The organism is Acidicapsa dinghuensis (genome assembly GCF_025685685.1).
Lineage (GTDB): Bacteria > Acidobacteriota > Terriglobia > Terriglobales > Acidobacteriaceae > Acidicapsa > Acidicapsa dinghuensis.
In genome coordinates this window covers 886,364-902,112 of sequence record NZ_JAGSYH010000002.1, presented here as the reverse complement: position 1 = coordinate 902,112, position 15,749 = coordinate 886,364, and the positions used below count along the sequence as shown (strand labels likewise).

The window sequence follows — 15,749 nt, the reverse complement described above, 5'->3', positions numbered from 1 at the left end:
TTATCAATCATTTAAGTACGGTTTCGATGTCACTGCCCCGGATAAAGGCGCACTTTTCGTGCCAAATTCGATCGCTCACTAGGCCTGGATCGCTCAAAAGCCGTTGCCGTCTTTGTTGGCTACCTGGTTGATGATGCGCTGGACGACGACAATCTGAACGTGAACGTGCTTGGCCACATCGGGCAGAAACTCGGTGATGTAGTTGTCGATAGGTGCGGTCGCCAGGCCGATGCCATAGCGTTGCGCGCTGGCCGGCACGTTGGTACGGCGGCCAGGAACGTAGAGGTTGGCGATCTCATCGTCGATGCCGAAACCGATGATATTGGCATAGTTAGGCATGCCCTTGCCATTATCGCCTTGTGTCCATAAAACCTGATAGGCGGCATGGAAGATGCGCCGCTTGATCGAGGCTTGCGGCATGCGATGGTAGTGCGGATCCTGGTGGACGATGGATGGGATCAGGAAAGTACCGAAGAATTCGCCAGTGATGTCTTCGGTGTAGCTGATGCCCACGGCGCGTCCCCAGCCGGGAAAGCCGGGACCGACAGCGGAGTGCGAGTCGGCTGCGACGGAGATGCCGGCTTCACCAAGGATGGTGATGGCGTTGAAGGGATCGATGACGTTTTTGGTGGCGAGCCAGGCTTTTTCTTTGGGCGTGAGCGGCTTGACCTGAGGGCCGTTCTCAAAGCGCATGTACCAGTTAATGAACTCAGTGGGACAAGGCAGTTTGGCGCAGTTGGGCTTATTGGTCTTGTCGTCTGAGTTTTGTTTGGCTGGGGTTGGTGCATTCGGAAGAGTAGCAGGAGATTGTTGCTGTGAGGGGGCAGTGGCTGGTGTTGGCGCAGTAGTTTGTGCCGGTTTTTGAGAGTCAGGAGCCGTTGGCTGTTGGCTTTCAGGAGATGAGCCGGTGTCTACCGGTTTCGTGTCCGGCGTAGTGGATTGAGGATCTTGAGCGTGTGCACTCGTGGCGGCAAGGCAGGTAACAGCGAAGACCAGGACCAGCAGCGCGGTCTTGCCATGGAAATGCAGTCGATGATCCCGGTTATGCCGCACTGAATGTTTTACTTCCGCCGTTTTTGATTCGACGCCCAAGGGTGGGAAAAGGTCGCCTTGATGTGGCCGGAAGGGAACAGTTCCGGATTGGGATGCATAGAAGCGGGAGTTGACGTTTGCGGCACCCACCCCAAAGGTGTGACTGCGGAGCCGTTGACGCGGCGGAAAATCAGTCGTCAAACTGAGATCGGAGTGTTGAGCATCATGAATGCTTATGCTACAGCGGGGGACTCGTTCGGGCAGCGCATGGAGTCGCTGTGGGAGCACGTCGAAGAGGAGTTCCATTATGCGGTGGGATATGTGGACCGCGTGATTGTGCCCGAGGCGCGACGCGAGGCTGGGTCTGCGGCGCGCACCGTGGCGCGGTGTCTGGACCGGCTGGCGGATAAGCTCGATCCTAACGGAGCGCGGCAGGCTGGTAGTAGCTGGACTGCCGGGCCGGGAGCGAATTCAGGACTGTGACGGAAACTGCCGCAGCGATGCGCGCCACGCGAGACGGCAGCCAACTGCCCCGAGCGGAGACACGAGGCGGATGGATGCGCCGCACGGGCGGTTTTTCGATAGCAGGGCTGACGATGCTGGTGATGGCCGGCTGCAGCCATCATCAAAATTATCCGGTGCAGGCTTCGGCTCCGCCGATCACGAACAGTTCCGGAAGCAGCTATCCCTCTGGAGCAACAGCAGACAACCGGGTACATCCTGCATTTCCTGGGGAATCCGGAACGCCTGCAACGAGGCCCACGCCTGCTATGCCGTCGGATTCAGATTCGTCGGCGGATGCGGAGTATGTGGAGACGCACCGGCCTATCTACAGTGAAGAGGGTGTCGCGAGCTGGTATGGGCCGCCGTACAACAAGCGGCAAGGCGCGAATGGGCGCATCTATGACCAGAACGCGATGACGGCCGCCCACCGGACACTGCCGATGGGCTCGCTGATTGTGGTTACGAACGAAAAGACCGGCCAATCGGCAGTAGTGCGGGTGACGGATCGTGGGCCGTTTGTGCCGGGACGCACGCTCGATCTCTCTCTGGCCTCGGCGAAAGCGACGGGAGTGTATCTGCCGGGCACGGCGCATGTGCGAATCGATGTATACGAGACACCGAAGCCGATGGAAGCGGGTGGCCGGTGGTGTGTGCAGATCGGAGCTTTTGAGCACGAACGCAAGGCGGAGAAGCTGCGCGACCAGCTTGAGCGGCGTTATGAGACGGCGAATGTGATCGACTTCGAAGGGCCTACCGGATATTGGGTGCGAATCAGGCCGCAGGGAGATGACCGGACGCGAGCCGAAGAGATTCTGAACCGCGTGCAGCCGGAAGAGGGCGATGCATATCTGGTCAGGTTGGATTAGGCTCAAGCTGCCTCGAAGTGCAATTCTCTTCCAAGATTTCTGCTAGCTTTGGTGGGTGATTACGGAGGCGTATGCATGAGCCAGTTCTCACCGAGTCTTGCGACGGCGAAGGTCTCGGCGTTTCTGAATGTGCGGCAGGGCGCGAAGGCGATTGATTTCTATCAGGCTGCTTTTGACGCGAAGATACTGCATCGCTTCGATGCTCCGGACGGAAGTGTAGTGGCGCAGTTGGGGATTGGCGAGTCAGATTTCTGGCTGGCGGATGAAGCGCTGGAGTATCAGAATCACAGCCCTGAGTCGCTGAACGGCACAACGCTGCGCATGGTCCTTGTGGTAGACGATCCGGACGCAGTGTTCGCAACGGCCATAGCAGCAGGGGCAAAGTCAATCTGCCCGGTGCAGGATGAGGAATACGGCTGGCGGATAGGGCGCCTGATGGATCCCTTCGGCCATCACTGGGAGATCGGGAAGACGATCTGACTTCAGCCGGTCTGCTCTTCTTCTGCTGTCTCGGCGATGGCCCAGCGGTCGACGGATTGCTGGGCGAGGATATGTCCGACGGCGACAGCGCCTACGCAGAGCAGGACAGAAAAGACAGCGTTGGCGATGGCCTTGCCCCAGGCTCCGGTACGCAGCAAGTCGAAGGTCTGTAGGCTGAAGCTGGAGAAAGTGGTGAATCCGCCGCAGATGCCGACCATGACGAAGAGACGCGTGTTATCGGAGGCTGGATACTTGCCACTCTGCAGCGTGAGTGTGCCGAAGTAGCCAATGACGAAGGATCCGACGACGTTGATGAGAACCGTGCCGAAAGGGAAATTGGCGCTGACGTTGATGGTCCAGCGCGTAATGACGTAGCGCAGCAGACCGCCGAGCGCACTGCCAATAGCAACCCACAGATAGGACATCTTCCGCCTCGTAATGCGTTCCAGGGGAACGCGGGATTTTGGCAGAAGTCATCAGCCCGGACTGCGGGCGGTTATGGGAGACCTCATTCCCGTTGTATGTATCGTATCACCAGCGCGATGTGTCGCTGATCGGAACTGCGCTCTCAGCGGGCTACGAGCACAGAGCAGTTGCATTCGCGAAGCAAGGATTCGGAGGTTGAGCCCTCGAACCAGCGGCGGATACCGGAGATTTTGCGGCGGCCTACGATCACAAGGTCAACACAATCAATCTGGGCGCGCTTGCGGATTTGTTCGGAGGGACGGCCTTCGACGATCTCAACCATCATGGAGATGCCGCGAGCACGGCCCAGGCGCAGGAAACGCTCAAAGCGCTCTTCCATGCGGCGGCGTGTGGTGGAGGGATCTTCGAGAGGAAGGCCTTCGCCTTCGGCCTGGATGTTGGGTAGCTCGACAACGCCGAGCAGAATGACTTCAGCGTGAAGGCGGGCGCCGAGTGAGACAGCGACTTCGGCGGCTCGTTCTCCGTCGGGTGATCCGTCATCGGCGATCAGAATGCGGTGGAAGATTTCTGCGGACATGAGCGACCGCCTACCGCAAGCACATGAGCATTGCATATGCTTGCGGCAGATTAATCTTAACTCTGGATTGCTATTGAGGTGCGGGATAGTAGGGTAGTTTGTCGTTCTTCTCGTTGGCGCGGCGGATGGTCACATCGTCGAAAAGAAGTGCGGGTGAGAGGACGGTTTCGGGCACTGCACCGTCGTAGTTGGCCACCCAGGAGTCCTTGCCGGCAGCGAGAACTCCGGAGCGCAGAGCGCGCTGGTCGAGATCATCGAGCGTTGCGCCGCGGACGAGCTCGCGCTTGCCGTCTTCACTGATCTTGTAAAGCAGACGCGGGGTCAGCTCGGGTCCAAGAGTATCGACGTAGTAGACGCTCTTGAGACCGCGGTCCTTGGCGAGAGCGAGCATCTTCTTGATGAGTTCGTCATCGGTGAGGCCTTCGTGGGCTGTGACGTTGAGGACGCCGATCTGCGGATGTGCTGGACCGGTCAATGCAGCACGGCCGTGGCCGTTGGACTTGGGGAAATCGCGAACAGGTTCGCGGCCGATGAGGTAGTTTTCAAGTCGGCCATCAGCGACGAGTTTGACGGTCTGCGCAGGGACGCCTTCGTCGTCGATCTTGTAAGCGCCGACGAGAGATTTTCCATTGTAGCTGGCGAGGCTTGGGTCGTCGACGATGTCCAGAAAGTCAGGTAGAACGCGGGTGTGATAGCTGGAGGCGAATGGTCCCTGCGTGCGTGCCTCGGTGCCTAATTCAGGACGAACTGCAGTGACGGCTCCGGCAACGAGAGTGTGGATGGCGTCGGCGGAGGAATCTGCGGAAAGTAGTACGGGACCGTGATACTCCTCTTCAACAAGCGGGGCTTTGCGCAGGTCGGCGAGTGAGACGACGAGCTTGGCGGCGTGGCTGTTGAAGGCTGCTTCTGAATCGAGATCAGTGAGTGCAACACCGTCGGAGCCATAGGAGCGGTCGAGGTGCATGCCGTCGGCGGCCTGCGTGCCTACGGCAAAGGACTCCTCATAGGAGGTTGTGCCTTTGCGGACGATGGCTCCTTCGCTGCTGACCAGGTAGGTGTTGATGGCGCGTGCCTGAAATGCGGCGCTGGAATATTGAACGCTGGTGTCGAGGGACTTAAGCGCGGAGTCGGTGCGGTAAAGCCCGCTGACCTCCGCAATGCGTTTTGCCCATGAGTCTGCATCGATATCGATTTTTACGAGCGGCTCGATGGAGATGACGGGCGCTTCCTGCGAGAAGTCATCCTGCTGCGGCGGAGTCTGCACTTGCTTGAGCTCGGCCTGCTTGCGAGCGTAGGCGGAGAGCGCGGCCTTGTAGGCCTCGTCGGTGGCCTGCCAGAGCGCGGCGCGCAGGGCGAGCGGATCGTTATCGAGCGAGGTTAGCTCGACGGAGCCGTCGCCGCGCGTGGTGGAGCTGTCGGTTTTGTAGTTGCCGACGCGCACGGTAACGCGGGCGACACGCTGATGGCGATGGTCCTGGCCAAGGCTGGCTCCGAAGTCGGCGTGTGTCTGGAAGTCGTCGATATCTTCGATGCGGTACTGGATGAAGAACGGCTTGTCGAAGCCCTTGAGCTGAAGCGCACTGTTGTTGCGGTCAAGCTCGGCGAGCATGGCGCTGAGCACAGGGTCTTTTTCAGCGTCGGCACGGGTTTGCTGCGGAGATGCCGATTGTGAAGCGGCCAAAGCTGCGCAGGCGCTGATAAGAAGAACGAAAGAGGCTGCCAGGCTGAGATGTTTCATTAGTTCCCCTTTCCAGCGAGCTGAGTGTGGCTCGCAGCGATGACGCTGGGATTGGGCAGAATGGGCACACGATCGGTTCCCTGCGGCTGCTTCTGGGTTTCGAGCTCGGTAAGCAGCATGGCGGGGGCGACGGCGGAGACGGGAATGGAGCCGGATTCAGCGCCGCACTCGCCGTTGAAGACTTCGCTCTTGTCGCTGGTGGCGACGATGCGTTTCATGGCGGCAAGCGGTGTGCCGACGATGCTGACGCCGCGAACGAGCTCATCGGGGCGGCCATCGACATAGACGCGGTAGACGACAAGCGGAATTACGGAGAAAGCTTGCGGCGAGTTGCGTGTGGTAACGGCAAAGCCGGAAGAGATGTCTTCAAAGTAAAGACCGTAGGGCTTGCCCTGCTTTTTCGCTTCCTCTATGAGCATCTTGCGCAGTTCCGGTTCGGGTACGGAGTGGGTAGAAGTGACGATGAGATTGCCTTGACGTCCGTTGGGTACGCGGCCGACCTGAGCGCGGCCGTGGCCGTTGGAGTTGCCGAAACCGGTGATCGGAAAGCGCGACATCAGGAAGGTCTTGAGAACGCCATCCTGGATGAGATCGACGCGGCGAGATTTCTGGCCTTCATCGTCATAATCGTAGCTGCCGCTGAGCCAGGTGGATCCGAATTTGGTGCGGGTGGGATCGTCGGAGACGGAGAGGAAACTGGGCAGGACGGGCTGGTTCACGCTCTTGGTGAAGGTCTGGCCTTCTTCGTCGCCGCGCTGGCGCTGGCCTTCGAGGCGGTGGCCGAGGACTTCATGAAAGAAGACGGCGGCGGCACGGCCAGAGAGCATAGCCGGTCCGTTGAATGGCTCAGTGACGGGAGCCTTGCGGAGTGCTTCGAGACTCTTGCCGAGATCGCGTATGGCGACCTCAAGCTCGGGCTGCGCGGGCAAGGCATCGACCGTGGGTGCTTCGAAGGTCTGGGCGCGGAAGAGGTCCATGCCGTCGTTGGCGCGGGTGACGGCAAAGACGATGAGGCGCGCCTGCTGATGGGGCGTTGCGAGGCGTGAGCCTTCGGAAGAAGTGTAGTATTCGGTCTCGCTCTGCGCGGCGAGAGCGACAATGTTGGCGTTGACATCCGGGAATTCGCGGAAGATTTTGGAGAGCGCGCGGACACGGTCTTCCCAGACGGTCTTATCGACAACTGGCGTTGACGCCGGATTGCCGATGTGGACCTGCGGCGATTCCTTGGAGAAGTCGCCGGAGTTGTCTTCTTCCTTTGCACGAACTTCGGCTTCGGTCTTGACGCGCAGGTAGTTATCGAGCGCAGTGCCATAACCGGCGTTGGTGGCGAGCCATAGGGAACTGGCCAGGGCATGACGGTCGTCAGCCAGTGGAAGCTGGAGGGTGTTCACGGCGGAGCCGCGATGTGTACCGTGGGTATTGTCGAGCGTGGGGTCTCCAACGCGGACCTGTACGTCGAGAACTCGGGAGTGCTCATCGGAGGAATCGACCAATGCTCCATACTGCGCGCGGATGGTCATGGAGGATGCGTCGGCTACGGAATAGCTGATGAAGTAAGGTGCGATCTGTTTGCCTGTTTTGTCGGGCTGCTTGCCGAGCGAGCCCATGGCACGGTTCAGTTCCGAGGTCATCACGTCGAGCAGCGGAGGCAGCGGCGCAGATTGCTGGGCGCGGAGGTTGGGTGCGACGAGCAGGATGGCAGTGCATGCAACTGCCAATCGCCTGAGCGGAAACGGTGACAGCGAAGACCGGCCAGGTTGGCACGGCGAGGGCACTCGGGAGACAGGGATACTCATGGTGTACTGGAGAAAGGGTGCGCTTGAACCGTTTCTTTCGGCTATTGTCGCAGAAGTTTGACGCAATCGGCGAGGGATTGAAGCTTTCGCTGCCTACGATTCGTAGCGTCCGCCCCGAAAAGGCTTTCTTTGCGGTTCTGTTGCTGGGTGTGTTTTTTACTTGGCAGCGGGCAGTGGCACAGAGCGGAGCTGGAGCGGCTGGAGCGCGAGTGGCTTTGCCGTCTTCGATGGACGAGCCTTACAAACTGCCTCCGGATGAGTTTCAGAAAGCCAAGCTACTGGGACGGGTTTTCACTGGGCTGCATTTTGGGGATGAGCTGTGGCAGCCGGTGTTTCTGGTGATTTTGCTGGCATCGGGCGTAACCGGGAAGCTGGGGAGATGGGCTGAGCGGCGGAGCAGGCGCTGGTGGCTGCAGACGACAATCTTTGCCGCGATGCTGGCTGCGGGGATCTTTGTCGTGGTTGAGGCGCCGATTGGAGCTGTGGGCCACTTCTTTACGTTGCGTTATGGCATCAGTGTCGAGCCGTGGGGCGCATGGTTGTTGGATATGGCGAAAAGCCTCGCGCTGGCGGTAGCGATCGAAACGCCGTTGTTGCTGCTTGCGGCCTGGCTGGTGAGGTGGTCGCCGCGGCGTTTCTGGGTCTGGTTTGGTGTGGCCTTTGTGCCGCTGATGGTATTGGGCACATTTCTGCTGCCGGAAATTGTGGAGCCGATGTTCAATCACTTCGAGCCGCTGGCGGCGACGCATCCGGAGCTGGTGAAGCAGCTGGAGAAAGTAGTCGCGCGGACGGGAACGAATATCCCTCCGGAGCGGATGTTCCTCATGCAAGCCAGCGCGAAAAGCAACGGGCTGAATGCGTATGTGACAGGGATCGGGGCATCGAAGCGCATTGTGGTGTGGGACACGACAGCAGACCGGATGCCTGTGGACGAGATTGTTTTCACCTTTGCGCATGAGACGGGACACTATGCGCTGCTGCATATTCCAAAAGGTCTTGCGCTGGCTTCGGTGGGCGGATTTTTCTTCTTCTGGATTGTGGCCTGGCTGGCGCGCAGGTTGCAGCGGCAGTTCGGCGCGTTATGGCAGATGCAAAGCTTGACGAGCCCGCCGGGGCTGGTAGTGCTGGTGCTGGCGATCTCGCTGGTGCAGGTGATCGCGGAGCCGATAGAGAACGGCATCAGCCGGCACTTTGAGCATGAGGCAGATGTATATGGGCAGGAGGCGATTCACGGCCTTGTAGCTGATCCGCAGAAGACTGCTGTGGCTTCGTTTCAGCGGCTGGGCGAGGCGTATCTGGATGATCAACAGCCGAATGCATTTGTGGTGTGGTGGACTTACGACCATCCTTCGATTCAGAGCCGGGCGCGGTTTGCCGAGCACTATGATCCGTGGGTTGAGGGTCGACGGTCGCAGTTCTTCAAGAGGTAGGTGCGGGAGCATTACACTGGTGGGGTTATGAGCTGCCTGTTCTGCAAGATTGTCGAGGGAAGTATTCCCTCGGCTGGTGTTTATCAAGACGACGAGTGCTACGCGTTTGCGGATATCAATCCGCAGGCGCCGGTGCATGTGCTGGTTGTGCCGCGAAAGCATATTGTTTCGCTGGCTGAGGCTGCAGCGGATGATCGCGGGCTGCTTGGGCATCTGCACTGGGTGGCAGCCGAGATTGCACGCACGAAGGGATTGGCAAAGGGCTATCGCGTGGTGGTGAATATCGGCGAGGATGGCGGGCAGACGGTGGATCATCTGCATCTGCATGTACTTGGAGGGCGGCCCATGCACTGGCCGCCAGGATAGCCCACAGAGCGTTCGGAGAAAAACAAAAGGCGCTCCGTATGGAGCGCCTTTGACGTGTTCGGCCGATTAAATCTACACCGGCTGCGGGTAGTTATCCTCATCCTCTTCAAGGCCGTAGCGCATGATGAGGTTGGGCAGGCTTTGCGAAAAGGCTGAGCGCGGCATGACGGTATCGCAGCCGGCTTCGGTGGCCTTGAGCTTCAGATCACCTTGCAAGTGAGAAAGAAAGCCGATGATCGAAACCGACTTCTTAAGCTTGGTGCGGACCTTGGGAATCAACGTCAGCGGCTTCGCCGTATTGCTATTCAGGTCAAAGACCAATAGTCCAGGGCGCTCGTTCTCAGGAGCGTCGGTGATGCGCACGAGCGCATCTTTGCCGTCGCCCTTGACGAACTCGACCTTGACGCCGAGCTTGCGGCTCACTTCCTGAATCTTGGCCACGAAGAAGAGGTCTTCCACAAAGAAATAGATGCGCGGAGGCTTATCGGCAGCGATTGGGGGCGCTGCGATGCGCACGTTCTGCAGGTCACTATAGTAGCCGCCAATGTTGCCGTTGCCGTGTACGGGGATGGTGCTGGGCGGTGAATCGGCAACATTACCGTTTGCACCGCGATAGCTGTGATCCATAGGGCCGACGAATTGACGCGGGCCTTTTTGCTGTCTCTTTTTACCACCGCCGTGGCCGTTAATCGAGTTGCCGGGGTTTGCGTTGTTGCCAGGTGAACCCTGGAAACCGCCTCCTCCGTGCTTCTTCTTTTTCTTACGACCGGAGGCGCCCTGACCTTGTTGCTGACCACCCTGCTGCTGTGGCCGTGGCTGGTTCTGCTGGATCGGTGGTTGCGCTGGAGAAGCGGAAACCTGCTGACCGTTCTGGTTTTGAGGCTGGTTCTGTGCCGCCGGGTTGGACTTGGTTTTGCGGCGGCGCCGGCGACGACGCCGGTGCTCCTGCGACTGCCCAGGCGCGGATGCCTGAGCCTGCCCCGCCTCAGAGGGGGGCTGCGTCAGTTCTGTCGTCATGCTTGCACTTCCTGGTGCTTATCCACCAATTCAAATGCTTTCAGCAGCTTCGCCTGCGGGGGCGCTGCGGCCCTGGAGATGCGTCCGGTACTGGCATATCTGTTCCGTCTGGCTCCACACCGCAAGAGACTGCGGTTCGGGGGTGGAAACTGGGATCAGAGATGACCGGCTTAACCAGCCGATGCAGGAATCTTTTTTGATCGATCAGGAAACTGCTATTCGGACCGCCTTTATTGCGTTCCCGAGGCTACAGATTTCTGTTCGCACTATTGTTTTTGCCTTGTCCGTCGCTGTTCAGGAAGCCCGGGAAGCCGTCACGAAGCTTCAGCGGAACCGCGCACACGCTACTATCTACTGAGTCTCCCCAATTGCCGGTTTCCGTTGAGCAATGTATCGGCACTATTCCGAACTCGCTCAATGTACTCTCGTGTATTGCACTCTCGCGGTCGCAGCCATCCAGCTCTACTCAGCGGCAATGTCACACAGGTAGGCTCCGAATCGCTATGCGATGGGGCATTTCCGAGTGTACATAGAAGCGGGGAAACTGGCAAGGTCGCAGTAGACGCCACTAACTCTAACCGGAGCCGCCACCCTCGATCTCTCTGCCTTGGCGAAACCCCGGCTGCGCTCGAGTATTTCAGCAATAGCCAGAAACGCGCAAGTAGCTAACGAAGAATCACAGCCAAATTTCCTTGGAGAGTTCCAACCTGAAAACGAGTTTGTGCAGAGAGCTGTTTGTGAAATAGAACAAGGCTCATTGGAATGAATGCGTTTACGGTTTTTCAAAAGCAGAAACGCCACCGGTTCCGGTGGCGTTTGCTCTTGCGATTCAATCTCAGGTTATCTTGGGCACTGGCCTCCCAAGATTTTTGCCTTTGTTGGTGATTCTAACGATCACCCTTCAGGCTGATTTGAGTGGCTCCAGTGGGGAACGCTCATTTTGGCGTTCTTCTCAGTTTGGAGCCCTCGATGAGTGCGGCTTTGCATTTTTGCATGCCGCTTATCACTGGCGCTTATTTATTAGCAATCGACGCGCCATTCTGACGATGCATTGTTTTGTGCAACTTACGGTGGACGAGGTGCGCAATATCTATTAAAAATAGAAGATTTTGATTTTGGGTACTACGGTTTTTGATACGGGCAACCCGGAAACAGGGCTGCGCATCGAGCGTAGCTAACGCTGGCAAGTAGGGCAGTAATGCGTGCCGCGGCCAGCGAGGAGGATGCGCCGAATCGGAGTTCCGCAAACTAAGCAGGGCTGGCCTGTGCGGAGATAGACGCGGTGTTCGAGCTGAAAAAAGCCTCGCACGCCGTTTGCATCGACATAATCGGAAACCGAGGAACCGCCGAGCTGGATGGCGTGGGCGAGAACCTCTTGAATGGCCGCATGCAGCCGGAGCAACTCATCCCGCTTAAGGCGGCCAGCCATGCGTTTCGGGCGGATACCGGCGCGGAAGAGGCTTTCATCGGCATAGATATTGCCTACGCCGTGCAGGATGGTCTGGTTGAGCAGGGCAGCTTTGATGGCAAGGCGGCGTCCTCTGAAGAGCTTTGCGAAGTCGTCGGGAGTAATGGTGGTTGGTTCCTTGCCGGGACCGGTGAATGCTGCATCGCTGGACAATTCGCGAAATTCAAGACGGCCGAAGCGGCGCGGATCGACGAAGCGGAGCTCACGGCCGCTCTTGAGACGCAGGCGGGCGTGGGTATGCGGGGCAACTTCGGCGTCTGGCGTTGTAACGAGCAGGCGTCCAGTCATGCCCAGGTGGACGATCCACTGTGCTGTGGGCTCGTTCAGATTACCTGCGCCGGATTTTCCGAGTTCGACGACTATATGCTTGCCGGTGCGGTGAACGCTAAGGATCGTGCGGCCTTCGAGGCCTGCCGCCTGCCGTCCAGGCGAATTCTTGAATGGCTCTTTATGCGAGCCAAACCAGGCTTCCAGGATCTGGTCGCCGCGCAGACGCTCGTGGACGCCTCGAGCGATAGTTTCTACCTCAGGTAGTTCGGGCATAGCTTTATCTTGAGTTGCCTGTGAATTGAGTGGGCAGATGCCCACCCTCACTATTGATGTGTCCGGAGCATGTAGCGGTTCAAGCTGCCGCAAGAATCTGATTGATGCGCTCGGCAATTTTGCCGCGCCAGCCCTGTCCCATGACTTTGAATGCGAAGCTGTTCGGATCGAAGCCGGAATGTTCCAGATGCAACCGGGTACCTCCAGAGGGATCGGGGGTGACAGTCCAGGTGACAATTGTGTCGATTTCATGGCCGTAGCCGTCGAGCTTTTTCGAGCCGCCCTGCCAGGTATAGACAAGACGCTGTTCGGGCACAACCTCGACCACCTGACAGTGGACGATTCCATCCCAGCCGGGTACAGGCTGAGCTGTGAAAGTGAATCGATGGCCGACCTCGGCGCAAATGTTGTTAGGCATAAGCCAGCGAGCGAGAAGCTCCGGATCGGTCAGAGCTTGCCAGACCTTTGCCTGTGGCTCGGCGAGAACATAATCAACAATGATGGATTGCTTTTCATTGACGGCGGAAGTTGAGGTGGTTTCGGTCATAGATCCTCTCCTTGGGAGGGCGGTGCTTCCGGTAATTGCTTGAGCAGAGCTTCGAGGTGCGGCAGCTTCTCAGTCCAGAAGGCCTGGTAGTGAGCGATCCAACTGAAAATTGGTTGCATGCCGGCGGGATCGGCACTATAGAAAATTTGGCGGCCCGCCTTGCGCGGGCGCACAAGACCACTGGAGCGAAGAGCTGCAAGATGTTGTGAGATCGCAGGTTGCGAGACGTCGAACTTTGCCGTTAGCTCTGAGACGCTAAGCTCGGCTGCCGCGAGAGATTCAAAAACCGCAAGCCTGGTAGGGTCAGCGAGCGCTCGGAAAAGTTCGGCAGGTTGGTGCATGGCCACAATATATAAGCAAGTACTTATATGTTGCAACTTCACTGACTGTCTTTTCGATTTCTACGAAGCTGTATCAAGAAGCCAGCGAGAAGTGCGGGCGGTATATCATGTGAGGTGGCGCGGGCTCGGACCGGTGAGTCCGTGGCTTGCTGAGTGTCAGGCAGTTTTCCAGTCATTTGTAGGTAAATTAGCTGCGTACCGGAGATCTGCGGGTCAACTCAGAGATCAGCCCCTCAAGTTCAGGACAACGACATTCATGCATGCAAAGACAGCGGTAGTGCTCGGCGCTCAGTGGGGCGACGAAGGCAAAGGCAAGATTGTGGATGTGCTCAGCGGTCAGTTTTCCGCTGTGGCGCGGTATGCCGGCGGGCACAATGCCGGACACACGGTCATCATCAGCGGGCAGAAGTTTGTGTTGCAGTTGATTCCCTGTGGTGTGCTGCGGCCCGGCTGCATGGGCGTGATCGGCAACGGGGTGGTGCTGGACCCGATTGCTTTTCTGAAGGAAGTGGCTAAGTTGCGCGAGCTGGGCTTGCAGGTGGATGGGCACCTTTGGGTGTCGAACCGCGCGCAGGTGATTTTGCCCTATCACCGCATGATTGAGCTGGCGGCTGAGAGCGCTCCGGGGCGGCAGAAGATCGGGACGACGAGCCGCGGCATCGGTCCGGCCTATGAAGACAAGATGGCGCGCAACGGTCTGCGTGTTGTGGATCTGCTGAATCCGAAAATTCTGAAGGCTCATATTGAGAACGCGTGCCAGGAGAAGAATGCCATTGCCAAGGCGCTCTTCGGCAGTGAGCCGATCGACCCCTCAAAGATGTATGACGAATACGCTGCGGCAGCCGAGCAGGTTAGACCGTTTGTGACCGATACGGCGAATCTGCTGTACGGCGTGATTGCCAAGGGCGGCAGCGTCATGTTCGAGGGTGCGCAGGGCACAATGCTGGATATCGATCATGGGACGTATCCGTTTGTGACGTCTTCGTCCGCTACCGCTGGCGGGGCTGCGACCGGAACTGGTGTTGGTCCGACGCAGATCGGCACGGTGATCGGCGTGACGAAGGCGTATGTGACGCGCGTCGGCGAAGGCCCGTTCCCAACTGAGATTCATGACAGCTCTGCTGATATTCTGCGTGCGCGCGGGAATGAATTTGGTGCGGTGACAGGGCGTCCGCGGCGGTGTGGATGGCTGGATATTCCGCTGCTGCGGTATTCGAACCAGATCAACGGCACGGAGTGGCTGGTGGTGACGAAGATGGACGTGCTGGATGGACTGGCCGAAATTCCGGTGTGCATCGGGTATGAGATCGACGGCAAATTTACAGACATCATTCCGGCGGACGTGCAGGGCCTGGAGTCGATCAAGCCGCGGTATACGACGCTCAAGGGCTGGCAGCAATCCACTGAGGGGATCAAGGAATTTGACGAGCTTCCACAAACGGCGCAGGAGTATCTGCGCTTTCAGGAGCGGGAGAGCGGCGCGAAGATCGGCATGGTATCCACAGGACCGGATCGAGATCAGACGATGATTTTGCCGGGCTTTGCGGATATGCTGGAAACTCTGCATTCGTAACGAACCGGCCGGATACGGCACGATGGAATACAGGAGCCGAAATGGTCAGCTTCACCGTACGTCTGAAATTTGCCTCAGAGGACCGTGCCGACATGGCAGAAACGCTGCGGCAGTTGGCCGAAGCTTCGCGCAAAGAGCCGGGGTGTGTGAGCTATATCCCTCACCAGGTTGAAGATGACCCCGATACGGTGATCATCTACGAGCAGTACAAAGATGCACAGGCGCTGGCGGCGCATCGTGCTACTGAGCACTTCAACAAGTTTGCTGTTGGAGGGCTTTACCAGAAGATGCGTGACCGGAGTGTGGAGAATTTAACCGCTCTGGCATAGGCGCGAAAGCTGCGGTCTGCATCTACCTGAGCGTGCGCACCGCAATTGGTCCGTCGATTCCTTTTGACCTGAGATCGCGTCCAAGGCTACGATTCGTAACGCGTATGCCCCGGACAATATTGACTCAAATGCCGATTGCCAGCAGGCGGCTGCTATGGGCCGCATGGCTGGCTGTGGTCTTTACGATCGTCATGCCACAAGGCATAGGCCAGACGCCGAAGCGCGGCATGCCGCGCGCGCAACGACACGAATACAAGCATGAGATAGAAAAATGCGAAGAGGCGTGGCGAACAGCCATGCTGAACGGCAACAGCACGGAACTGGCAAGTCTGTTGGCCGATGACTACACGGCGATCTCGTCGACGGGTACGATCGAGACCAAGGACGAAGCTGTGGACGGTGTCCGCTCCGGCAAGTTCAAGCTGACCAGCCTGGAAGTCTCGGACAAGAAAGTTCGCATCTATCATTCAACAGCGGTGGTAACTTCGGTTGCCGATATTGATGGAACGAGAAACGATCAGACGCTGAAAGGGCGCTACCGGTATACGCGGGTGTATGTGCGTAATTCGGCAGGGCAATGGAAGATCGTGAGCTTTGAAGCAAGCAGAGTTGAAGATACGGAAGAACGAAAATAGACACTATTAGCCAACGGGCTTTCAATGCACCGAAATTGGTGAAATCCGCATCAAGTACAGTTACCTTTGGGCGTTTTGCCA

17 protein-coding genes and 1 riboswitch are annotated in these 15,749 nt (G+C 58.2%); of the genes, 8 read left to right on the top strand and 9 right to left on the bottom strand.

From position 1 onward, the window contains the following. Nucleotides 1-93: 93 nt before the first annotated feature. Complete coding sequence (locus tag OHL22_RS07425) at nt 94-1,233, bottom strand: hypothetical protein (RefSeq protein ID WP_263334958.1); 1,140 nt, start codon at nt 1,231-1,233, stop codon at nt 94-96. 24 nt (nt 1,234-1,257) lie between these two features. On the opposite strand from OHL22_RS07425, the gene OHL22_RS07420 reads away from it, so the two are divergent. The 3 genes from OHL22_RS07420 to OHL22_RS07410 all read left to right on the top strand — a co-directional run bounded on the left by OHL22_RS07420 (nt 1,258) and on the right by OHL22_RS07410 (nt 2,882). After that, a complete protein-coding gene (locus OHL22_RS07420) occupies nt 1,258-1,515 on the top strand; it encodes a hypothetical protein (protein WP_263334956.1) in 258 nt (85 codons plus the stop codon). Then, nucleotides 1,512-2,402 carry a septal ring lytic transglycosylase RlpA family protein gene (locus OHL22_RS07415; RefSeq protein ID WP_263334954.1) on the top strand — a complete coding sequence of 297 codons (891 nt, stop codon included), beginning with the start codon at nt 1,512-1,514 and terminating at the stop codon, nt 2,400-2,402. Before OHL22_RS07420 ends, OHL22_RS07415 begins: the two co-directional genes overlap by 4 nt. A gap of 75 nt (nt 2,403-2,477) precedes the next feature. Next, complete coding sequence (locus tag OHL22_RS07410) at nt 2,478-2,882, top strand: VOC family protein (protein ID WP_263334951.1); 405 nt, start codon at nt 2,478-2,480, stop codon at nt 2,880-2,882. A 2-nt stretch (nt 2,883-2,884) separates the two neighbouring features. Here the strand turns inward: OHL22_RS07410 and crcB are convergent, their stop codons facing one another. The 4 genes from crcB to OHL22_RS07390 all read right to left on the bottom strand — a co-directional run bounded on the left by crcB (nt 2,885) and on the right by OHL22_RS07390 (nt 7,341). Continuing rightward, entirely contained in the window at nt 2,885-3,307 is a 423-nt protein-coding gene (gene crcB / locus OHL22_RS07405) for a fluoride efflux transporter CrcB (protein WP_263334950.1), read from the bottom strand. Nucleotides 3,308-3,342: 35 nt separating this feature from the next. Further along, a riboswitch (Fluoride riboswitch) is annotated at nt 3,343-3,407 on the bottom strand. Nucleotides 3,408-3,450: 43 nt separating this feature from the next. Then, nucleotides 3,451-3,885: a universal stress protein gene (locus OHL22_RS07400; RefSeq protein ID WP_263334948.1), complete on the bottom strand. Its 435-nt coding sequence runs from the start codon at nt 3,883-3,885 to the stop codon at nt 3,451-3,453. 70 nt (nt 3,886-3,955) lie between these two features. Next, nucleotides 3,956-5,623 carry a metallopeptidase TldD-related protein gene (locus OHL22_RS07395; RefSeq protein WP_263334945.1) on the bottom strand — a complete coding sequence of 556 codons (1,668 nt, stop codon included), beginning with the start codon at nt 5,621-5,623 and terminating at the stop codon, nt 3,956-3,958. Then, nucleotides 5,623-7,341, bottom strand: a complete 1,719-nt coding sequence (locus OHL22_RS07390; protein WP_263334943.1) for a metallopeptidase TldD-related protein — start codon at nt 7,339-7,341, stop codon at nt 5,623-5,625. Before OHL22_RS07390 ends, OHL22_RS07395 begins: the two co-directional genes overlap by 1 nt. A gap of 101 nt (nt 7,342-7,442) precedes the next feature. On the opposite strand from OHL22_RS07390, the gene OHL22_RS07385 reads away from it, so the two are divergent. Next, nucleotides 7,443-8,849, top strand: coding sequence for a M48 family metallopeptidase (locus tag OHL22_RS07385; RefSeq protein ID WP_263334941.1), 1,407 nt, complete (start codon nt 7,443-7,445; stop codon nt 8,847-8,849). A 27-nt stretch (nt 8,850-8,876) separates the two neighbouring features. Beyond that, the gene (locus OHL22_RS07380) at nt 8,877-9,215 is read left to right on the top strand and encodes a histidine triad nucleotide-binding protein (RefSeq protein ID WP_263334939.1); all 339 of its coding nucleotides are present in this window, start codon (nt 8,877-8,879) and stop codon (nt 9,213-9,215) included. A gap of 72 nt (nt 9,216-9,287) precedes the next feature. Here OHL22_RS07380 and OHL22_RS07375 read toward each other — a convergent pair whose 3' ends face one another. The 4 genes from OHL22_RS07375 to OHL22_RS24995 form a co-directional block, all read right to left on the bottom strand. Continuing rightward, nucleotides 9,288-10,232: a response regulator gene (locus tag OHL22_RS07375; protein ID WP_263334936.1), complete on the bottom strand. Its 945-nt coding sequence runs from the start codon at nt 10,230-10,232 to the stop codon at nt 9,288-9,290. A gap of 1,174 nt (nt 10,233-11,406) precedes the next feature. Then, on the bottom strand, nt 11,407-12,243 hold the full coding sequence (gene mutM / locus OHL22_RS07370; protein WP_263334934.1) for a bifunctional DNA-formamidopyrimidine glycosylase/DNA-(apurinic or apyrimidinic site) lyase: 837 nt from the start codon (nt 12,241-12,243) through the stop codon (nt 11,407-11,409). A 79-nt stretch (nt 12,244-12,322) separates the two neighbouring features. Next, nucleotides 12,323-12,790: an SRPBCC family protein gene (locus OHL22_RS07365; RefSeq protein ID WP_263334931.1), complete on the bottom strand. Its 468-nt coding sequence runs from the start codon at nt 12,788-12,790 to the stop codon at nt 12,323-12,325. Continuing rightward, nucleotides 12,787-13,131, bottom strand: coding sequence for an ArsR/SmtB family transcription factor (locus tag OHL22_RS24995; RefSeq protein ID WP_377818967.1), 345 nt, complete (start codon nt 13,129-13,131; stop codon nt 12,787-12,789). The genes OHL22_RS07365 and OHL22_RS24995 overlap by 4 nt, the downstream gene beginning before the upstream one ends. 256 nt (nt 13,132-13,387) lie before the next feature. On the opposite strand from OHL22_RS24995, the gene OHL22_RS07360 reads away from it, so the two are divergent. The 3 genes from OHL22_RS07360 (at nt 13,388) to OHL22_RS07350 (ending at nt 15,668) form a co-directional block, all read left to right on the top strand. Continuing rightward, on the top strand, nt 13,388-14,704 hold the full coding sequence (locus OHL22_RS07360) for an adenylosuccinate synthase (protein WP_263334929.1): 1,317 nt from the start codon (nt 13,388-13,390) through the stop codon (nt 14,702-14,704). Nucleotides 14,705-14,745: 41 nt separating this feature from the next. Next, a complete protein-coding gene (locus OHL22_RS07355) occupies nt 14,746-15,033 on the top strand; it encodes a putative quinol monooxygenase (RefSeq protein WP_263334927.1) in 288 nt (95 codons plus the stop codon). Nucleotides 15,034-15,137: 104 nt separating this feature from the next. Continuing rightward, nucleotides 15,138-15,668 carry a nuclear transport factor 2 family protein gene (locus tag OHL22_RS07350; protein ID WP_263334924.1) on the top strand — a complete coding sequence of 177 codons (531 nt, stop codon included), beginning with the start codon at nt 15,138-15,140 and terminating at the stop codon, nt 15,666-15,668. Nucleotides 15,669-15,749: the final 81 nt, after the last annotated feature.

Coding starts and splice junctions, on each gene's coding strand:
- crcB (WP_263334950.1), bottom strand. CDS start 3,307: ATGTCCTATCTGTGGGTTGCTATTGGCAGTGCGCTCGGCGGTCTGCTG.
- mutM (WP_263334934.1), bottom strand. CDS start 12,243: ATGCCCGAACTACCTGAGGTAGAAACTATCGCTCGAGGCGTCCACGAG.
- OHL22_RS07375 (WP_263334936.1), bottom strand. CDS start 10,232: ATGACGACAGAACTGACGCAGCCCCCCTCTGAGGCGGGGCAGGCTCAG.
- OHL22_RS07395 (WP_263334945.1), bottom strand. CDS start 5,623: ATGAAACATCTCAGCCTGGCAGCCTCTTTCGTTCTTCTTATCAGCGCC.
- OHL22_RS07360 (WP_263334929.1), top strand. CDS start 13,388: ATGCATGCAAAGACAGCGGTAGTGCTCGGCGCTCAGTGGGGCGACGAA.
- OHL22_RS07350 (WP_263334924.1), top strand. CDS start 15,138: ATGCCCCGGACAATATTGACTCAAATGCCGATTGCCAGCAGGCGGCTG.
- OHL22_RS07400 (WP_263334948.1), bottom strand. CDS start 3,885: ATGTCCGCAGAAATCTTCCACCGCATTCTGATCGCCGATGACGGATCA.
- OHL22_RS07380 (WP_263334939.1), top strand. CDS start 8,877: ATGAGCTGCCTGTTCTGCAAGATTGTCGAGGGAAGTATTCCCTCGGCT.
- OHL22_RS07420 (WP_263334956.1), top strand. CDS start 1,258: ATGAATGCTTATGCTACAGCGGGGGACTCGTTCGGGCAGCGCATGGAG.
- OHL22_RS07355 (WP_263334927.1), top strand. CDS start 14,746: ATGGTCAGCTTCACCGTACGTCTGAAATTTGCCTCAGAGGACCGTGCC.
- OHL22_RS24995 (WP_377818967.1), bottom strand. CDS start 13,131: ATGCACCAACCTGCCGAACTTTTCCGAGCGCTCGCTGACCCTACCAGG.
- OHL22_RS07410 (WP_263334951.1), top strand. CDS start 2,478: ATGAGCCAGTTCTCACCGAGTCTTGCGACGGCGAAGGTCTCGGCGTTT.
- OHL22_RS07365 (WP_263334931.1), bottom strand. CDS start 12,790: ATGACCGAAACCACCTCAACTTCCGCCGTCAATGAAAAGCAATCCATC.